We start from the raw sequence: 6,965 nt of genomic DNA on the forward strand, positions 1-6,965 counted from the left end.
GCCATGCCGTCCAGATACCGGGATAGATCAAACCCTTCCGCCTCGGCGTATGCCTCCGATTGCCGCCATCTTTGCTCTATGGACGGCAGATCGGCAAGGGCGAGCATTATCAGTATCCAAGCGGCATTCGCACAGGGATTTTTCTTGATGCCCCACCGTTTACCGGTCTTGGTCAAGAGCGCCCGCTGGTTGCGGAGCAATCCAATATGCACCCAAAAGTTGCTTTCCACCATGTCACAGGCGTACTCGATTTTTCGATTCCTGGCATTCATCGCACACCTCCCTGATTCTTGCTGGTTTCTGAGGCAGGGAGTTTTGCCAGGAAGGCTCGCAGGCCAGCGATATGGGCATCGGCGATAATTCGGAATCCAGATTTCTTTGGCGAGCCCCCTATGCCATAATCGTCATCGCAGACTTGCGCCAGGTCGGTGGACAGAAGTTGAATCAGGGTGATAGCTGCGGCCAGGGCGGTATAAATCTCACCGCAAGTCGCCTGTTCTACGTCGGGAATGAGTTTGTCAACAAGTGATTCCAAACTCTGGCAGCCTGCACCGAAGGAAGAGGCGTTTTTGCCCTGAGACTGGTAACCCTCGCAATACTCCCAGGCGATCGCATTGGAGAGCAACCTACAAAGTGCTCTGGTCTGATTTATTTGGGTTTCCACATCAAGACTGGAAAGATACCTTTTCCAGTCTGGCACTGCGGGTGTGATCCCCATGCTTGGCATGATGGGATGCTGATTTTGAACTTGAGAAACACGGCCTGTGGCCGTATGGTTATGGCGGACTCGTTTCAGGGTTTTCATGATCTGATTTCTTTGGACGGGTCCAATTGCCCTTGGTGGTGCTTGTAACACTGCCAAGGGTTTTTTGTTTTTCTTCCTCTGCCTGGACCCAGTTGAGCAGTTGAAGGGTTGTTTGGCCGTTCGGCTCTTTTCTGCCGACCAGCCACTCGTTGAGTTGTTGCGGACGGACACCAAGATGCTTTGCCAATGAGGTACGTTGGCCGCGCTCGTTAGTGAGTTTAGCAACCAAGCTCATTAGCTCTTGCACCGTTGGAATCTGTCTTTTCACGGGCGGCATAATATCCCTTTTGGTATAGTTGTCAACGGGTATTTTTTGAGTTTCTTCAGTCGGTACATTTGAGGCCGGAGCATCTGGACCAAGGAGCCATGATAGTGCTGCATACCCCTCAGAAAAATGTGCGTCTTTGCTCGCGTCCACCAGCTTTTCGACATGATTAAACCATGGCGTGTTCTGGACTGGAAACGGGCGTTCCCCCTCCGGCCCAAAGTGCCCAGTAAGAAGCCATCCAGGATGAACATCGAACAGCTTACAGGCTGCCCAACCAAGTCCAAGACGCAATGGAACTCGCCCGGCTTCTACATTAGTAATTTGGGCACGTGTGACCCCGAGTTTTTCTGCTATCGCATCCTGCTTCATGCGTTCCTTACGACGCAAATGGCCAATCCGTAGGCCGATATCACGATCCCATTCCGATATAGGTTTAAAACGAGACGATGTAGAACGATTTTTCATGGAGTAATGATACCGCAACTTTTTTTTAAAAAAAGGTTGCAGTACATGTTTTTCGTGTTACCATAACACCCATGTTAGTTAGTGGAGCAATTGAAAGAAAGCGTAAAAACACAGTTTTTCGCGGGATCACAGCAGACGCGCGGAAGCTCCGTGTCAGTCGCGTCCATCTCTGGATGGTGTTGACGAATCGCCGCGAAAGTAAACCATTGCTGGCCCGGTATCACGCATTAAAAACGAAGGCGGGGAAAGAATCATGAGCAAAAACACGATCGAGAAAATCAAGGAAACGCTGGAAGAGACCAAGCGCACCACGAAGGCTGCCGAGGACGCGCTCCAGAATGAAATCAACATCATCGGCCAGCATACGACCCTGCTTTCCAGGTTGGACGAGGCGGAGCGCGGCTTGGTGTTTGCAACGCAAAAAATTAACGATTTTTGTGAAGGCGACTTCGCTCCAGGGGTCGCCAGGCAGTTGGTGCTTGGCCTAGATCGGCTTGCGGAATGCGCTAACGTGCTGGCTGCCATTGAGGCGGTGAAAAAGAACAAAGAGGGCATCCTGAAGGCGTACAAAGCCGAAACCGTTGGCGCTGCAAAAGCTCTCCTGGCTGAGTTCCAAAAGAATAACGCGGCCATTTTGAAGAAACACGAGGTCATTTAACCTATTTCCGTTATGCCCGGTTCAGACTTAAAATTTTCATACGAGGGAGCGAACTCAATTTCATTTCAAATTTCCGAGGAGAGCGATGCAGGCCCCGCCGGGCAGGCCAGACTTGCATCCGCACCCGGATTCAAAGGCAGCGTGCAGCCCCATATCTGTGCGCTGCCTCTTTCTCTTTCCAGGCCGGAGGAGAAAGGCGGACGCCCGGCGGTGAACGGGCGGGCGTTCCGCTTTCCTTTGGCGGAACAGGCTCAGGAGCTGGTGCTAACCCTTCCAGCGATGCGCTCCAAGATGGAAAGCGAGCGGCGGGAAATCCTGGTTAAGTTATCCACCCGGCTTATTGAGGCAGGTTTTTCACTCAATAAGGCCGCGACGTTCCTTGAAGTGCCCGCCTCACAGCTTTGCACGTGGCGCAAGAAATACAATCAAGGCGGGGTGCAGGCGCTCAGGCCGATTTACGGGCGGCTATCCAAGAAACACCCCTCTGGAGCTACTGGATGCACCATAGGGTTTACCCTGAAACCATAACAATTATGAAACTGACACTATTTGGAACCAATATGAACGACGTTGAATGGACCGCGCCGGGAGAATTGAAATTGACCGGGCGGGAACGTGTAATGGCCGCTTTTGAACAGGCCAAGCCGGGCGCGCCTGGGCAACTGAATCTTACCAGCTCCACTACCACCGCTGCGCCGGTAACGCCATTGAGCGCCGCGCCGGGTGGTAAAACCGGGCGGGCACGCGTGGTGGCGGCTTTTGAGCGGGCCAGGCCGGGCACGTCTGCCAATGGCCAATTGCCTCCTGCCATCGCCACTGTTCCTGCACATACTATAACGCCATTGACCGCCGCGCCCAGTGGTAAAACCGGGCGGGCACGCGTGGTGGCAGCTTTTGAGCGAGCCAGGCCGGCCACGTCTGCCAATAGCCATTTGGCTACCGCGCTCGCCACTGTTCCCGCTCCGACTGTGAAACCACTGAATGCAACTATCAATAATGCTGCCAGCACGCGACGGGCAAAATTCCAGGCACTGAATGAAAAGATGATTGCACGCCAGAGAGCCAAACCGGGCGGGTGGACGCCTGCCGAGATGCGGCAATGGGAAGAGGAACGGAATGCCATTTTAGCGTCCACGGAAGGCGAGGCTTGCTAAAATGCGATATAGCAAGCCGGAACACTGAAAGCGGTGTTTGTGCGGTTTGCCCTTAAAAACCTTCCCTACCCCTATGCGAAGTGCGGCGAGAGGGCTTAAAAAACAGAATATGAATGCTGAAATTGAAAAGGGGCTTATTGAGCGACTGGCAGCAGAGCCAAGCCAAGGCGAGCGGTTGGCGCGTACTGTGTGCGATAGGTTGCTTGAATGTGAAAGCAATTTGCGCAAGGCAGTGTCGCTATTGGAGAAAAAGAACAGGAAGGGACGGAAATCGCGCGAGCTTCTAAGGTTGCTCACTATAACATGTGGTGATTTTGAATCTCTACAGAGTAAATTGGGCGCATTTACAGACCTTCCAGATGATCCAGTTCTCGCTGCCAGGAGAAGCCTTTGCCGCTAAGTTATGACCTCATGCCCGGTAACATCGAACTGCATTGATCTAGCCCCGCTGGCGAGCCGGTTGGATTCCCTGCCGATTTACCAGCGGCCCACCCCGGATGAATTGGCCTGCATTTGGCGGGTTGCCGTTGAATTGTTGCATGATGCCATTGCTGATGGTGTGCCTGAAAAATCCGCAAAGGCTGAAATTGCGAGCCGTCTTGTCTCTCACCCTATTGGATTCTCTAAAAGCGAGTCAGCCCTGATCCGTAACCTTGAGCGGAAATATAATCGTTGGGCGGAACGAGGCCATCTTGCCGACCAGCGCCGCCAGGCCAACAAATCCAAACGCGCCCCAAAGCTGTCACAATCTGACAAAGATACTTTGATCGCGGCTGCTGTGTTCCAACATGGTGGACGGGTGGATTCCGCCTGGGTGGAGTGTTTAAGTAACAAAAAACTTAGCCTGGAAATTTGCGAACGGTATTCCCTTCCTGACCAGCGCCGCCCACAGTGCCCACGAAGCATCAGGAGTCAAATACAGCATGATGTTAGGTTGGTAATTCCACAGTACCGAAGCCCACGCCATGCCAAACTTAATGCGGCGTTTAGAAAACGGGATTGGGACGCAGTATCTGCTGGCGACTGGTATTCAAGCGATGATATTACCCTGCCAGTGTATTACTATCTGCCAGATGGGAATGGCTGGTATCAGTTGACCCGTGGGCAATTCCTGCCGCTGATTGATGTGAAGTCCAAGCGGATTTTTGATTTTGTGCTGATTGATGGCAAGGCATACAACGCCTTTGCAATTCGGTCTCTGATAACGCGCGTCTGCAAACAGTACGGGATGCCCCGAGACGGGTTCCATTTTGAGTGCGGTATCTGGAAGAAATCCAAGCTGCTTGGTGGTGCCAGTAGAATTTCAAATACGGAAATTGAGGAAAATTTTGCGCAGCGCTGTAGTATCCGCATCATGCATTCCATACCTGGAAATGCCAGGGCAAAAGTCGTTGAAAATGTATCCGGACTGCTACAGAATTTAATGGAGGGCGAGCCTGGATATGTTGGGCGGGATGAAATAAACGAGAAATTTGAGCGGGTGCAGGCGGCAAAGCTGGAAGTTGAATCCCGCCGAAAAACGCCATGGGAAGCGGGTTTTATGTCAGCGGAGCAATGGATTTCACGGCTTGAGGAAATCTGCTGCCAGTATAACTCCAAACCACAAAATAGCGAGGTGATTGGTTCTTCTTGGATGTCGCCGGATGAGGCATGGGAAAAACGACAACGGATAAATACTTCCGGGCAGGTTGTGCCACTGGTGAAGTTGCCTATTGAAATGCAATACTTGCTCACGTCTCACTGTGAAACTCGCCTTGTTACCCGTAATGGGATTACATTCACTATCGGAAAAGAAACCTACAACTACAAGGATGAGCAAACTGGCGCGTTGCAAGGTCAACATGTGATAACCTGGTTTGACCCAAGCAGCCCGTCGGAACTGTGCATTACCGATATGAAAAAAGAAAATCCGATGGTAATTCCGCGTAGCATTTCAATTCCTGCCTATGATGCCACGTCTGAACAAATGGAAGCGGCATCCAAGTCCGTTTCGGATCATACAAAATACCCAAGGGCGCGCTATTCAGAATTGAAGCCAAAGTACATGCCTCCGGCGCGGGCCGTCACGGTAGATGCAGCGACGCTCGAACGGGCACGCCAAATGGATGAACAGAAAGCCAAGTCATCCATCCGAAACCGCCATCAATTCGGTGGCCGTGAAATCCAGCCTGCCATGATTGGACAGCTTGATCCGATCGTTGCAAAATTCATGAGGGGTGATACATGAGCAATACTCGCCATGCCGCGCCAGGCGCTCCGCTCCGCCAGGAACGGTTTGCCTCCAGCTATGAACCAAATTTGTTGGCAAATTTGGTTGCCAAACGCTGTGCTGTCATTGATCCGCCATCCGATAGGGTGCCGATTTGGTTTTTACAAAGCCTCTCAATGATTCCGGGTGGATTGGGAGAAGCTGTCTGCGAGATATTAAAGGCAAACCCATTAACAGAATGGCGGGCCGTCCATGAGCGCGGATTTAGTTTTGATGTTAAAAAAGATTTGGAAAGGGCGCTGCGCAGTTTGTGCCTTGATCCTAATTACCCTTTGACGGAAATTTGGGAAGCTGCTGGACTCTATAGACAGGCGATGGTAGACGGCTTGGCGGACACGCCACAAACACAGGTTACAATCCAAATTAAATCCGCCCTGGATTACACGTTAAACACGCGTTGCTTGAGTGTAATTGATGGGCAGTCTCGCATTGGTAAAACCTTTGCCGCAAAAGACTGGTGTGCTCATAGCGGAGGCATTGCCCGCTATGTTCAAGCGCCGAGTTCTAACGATGATATTTCATTTTTCCGAGCCGTTGGGCGGGCACTTGGGGTAAGCAATTCATTACAATTGAAGGCATCTGAAATCAGGGCAAGGGTAGAAGATGTTATAAAGTGCGGAGATATCATGCTGGTTATTGATGAGGCGCATTACCTATGGCCGCAGAGTTGGCAGAGATATGCTATGCCATCGCGCATTAACTGGCTTATGACTGAGGCTGTTAATTCTGGCGTGGCCGTTGCGCTGGTTACAACGCCCCAGTTTCACGTTTTTCAAAGGAAGGTAGAGAAATTGACCGGCTGGAACTCCGAACAGTTTATAGGGAGAATTGGACACCTGGAACGGCTTCCAGAAACATTATCACTTGATGATCTGCTATCCGTCGCCCGTTATGTTTTCCCTGAGGGAGATGATTTGACCTGGGAAGTTCTAAGCCGGTTGGTCAAGAAATCCCCCACGCGGCTTGCTGGTATAGATACGATTGTGAAGCGGGCCAGGTGGTTTGCCAGCCAGGAAGGACGACAGAAAGCCTCCCCTGCTGATCTGCGGCGGGTAATTAGTGAAAAAACGCCAGTTTCGGCAGGTCAATCAGATAAGCGGCCAGAGGAAACCAATTTTACAAGTGCGCCGCGCCATCGTCGCGGAACGGCTGCCGCGTTCACGCCTGATGAATCAACAGCATCAGCCAGCGTGGCTCATATAGATCGGATCGGCGCACTTGTAGATACATAGCGCCAGACATAAGTTTGGCTTATTGCGCGCGCCACCTACGGGAATGGCGCGCGATTTTTGTTGTCTAAAATAAGGGGTCGTTTTTACGCTTCAAGACAAGTGACTGGAAACGCC

At 51.7% G+C, this 6,965-nt stretch carries 9 protein-coding genes; 6 read left to right on the forward strand and 3 right to left on the reverse strand.

What is annotated here, in order from left to right; all coding sequences use genetic code 11:
• From WCO56_28120 to WCO56_28130, 3 genes are all read right to left on the reverse strand, one after another.
• A partial coding sequence (locus WCO56_28120; protein MEI7733470.1) for a hypothetical protein occupies positions 1-272 on the reverse strand: 272 nt, incomplete at its 3' end.
• Complete coding sequence (locus WCO56_28125) at positions 269-805, reverse strand: hypothetical protein (protein ID MEI7733471.1); 537 nt, start codon at positions 803-805, stop codon at positions 269-271. The genes WCO56_28120 and WCO56_28125, both read right to left, overlap by 4 nt.
• Complete coding sequence (locus WCO56_28130; GenBank protein ID MEI7733472.1) at positions 777-1,538, reverse strand: helix-turn-helix transcriptional regulator; 762 nt, start codon at positions 1,536-1,538, stop codon at positions 777-779. The genes WCO56_28125 and WCO56_28130 overlap by 29 nt, the downstream gene beginning before the upstream one ends.
• A 253-nt stretch (positions 1,539-1,791) precedes the next feature.
• Between WCO56_28130 and WCO56_28135 the strand changes: the two genes are divergently transcribed.
• The 6 genes from WCO56_28135 to WCO56_28160 all read left to right on the forward strand — a co-directional run bounded on the left by WCO56_28135 (position 1,792) and on the right by WCO56_28160 (position 6,851).
• Positions 1,792-2,196, forward strand: a complete 405-nt coding sequence (locus tag WCO56_28135; GenBank protein ID MEI7733473.1) for a hypothetical protein — start codon at positions 1,792-1,794, stop codon at positions 2,194-2,196.
• 141 nt (positions 2,197-2,337) lie between these two features.
• Positions 2,338-2,724 carry a helix-turn-helix domain-containing protein gene (locus WCO56_28140; GenBank protein ID MEI7733474.1) on the forward strand — a complete coding sequence of 129 codons (387 nt, stop codon included), beginning with the start codon at positions 2,338-2,340 and terminating at the stop codon, positions 2,722-2,724.
• A 5-nt stretch (positions 2,725-2,729) separates the two neighbouring features.
• Complete coding sequence (locus WCO56_28145; protein MEI7733475.1) at positions 2,730-3,350, forward strand: hypothetical protein; 621 nt, start codon at positions 2,730-2,732, stop codon at positions 3,348-3,350.
• A 109-nt stretch (positions 3,351-3,459) separates the two neighbouring features.
• Entirely contained in the window at positions 3,460-3,750 is a 291-nt protein-coding gene (locus tag WCO56_28150; GenBank protein MEI7733476.1) for a hypothetical protein, read from the forward strand.
• Between the two features lie 3 nt (positions 3,751-3,753).
• Complete coding sequence (locus tag WCO56_28155) at positions 3,754-5,577, forward strand: hypothetical protein (GenBank protein MEI7733477.1); 1,824 nt, start codon at positions 3,754-3,756, stop codon at positions 5,575-5,577.
• Positions 5,574-6,851: an ATP-binding protein gene (locus WCO56_28160; GenBank protein MEI7733478.1), complete on the forward strand. Its 1,278-nt coding sequence runs from the start codon at positions 5,574-5,576 to the stop codon at positions 6,849-6,851. The genes WCO56_28155 and WCO56_28160 overlap by 4 nt, the downstream gene beginning before the upstream one ends.
• The last annotated feature ends 114 nt before the right edge of the window (positions 6,852-6,965 follow it).

The sequence above is a fragment of the Verrucomicrobiota bacterium genome, from assembly GCA_037139415.1.
Lineage (GTDB): Bacteria > Verrucomicrobiota > Verrucomicrobiia > Limisphaerales > Fontisphaeraceae > JBAXGN01.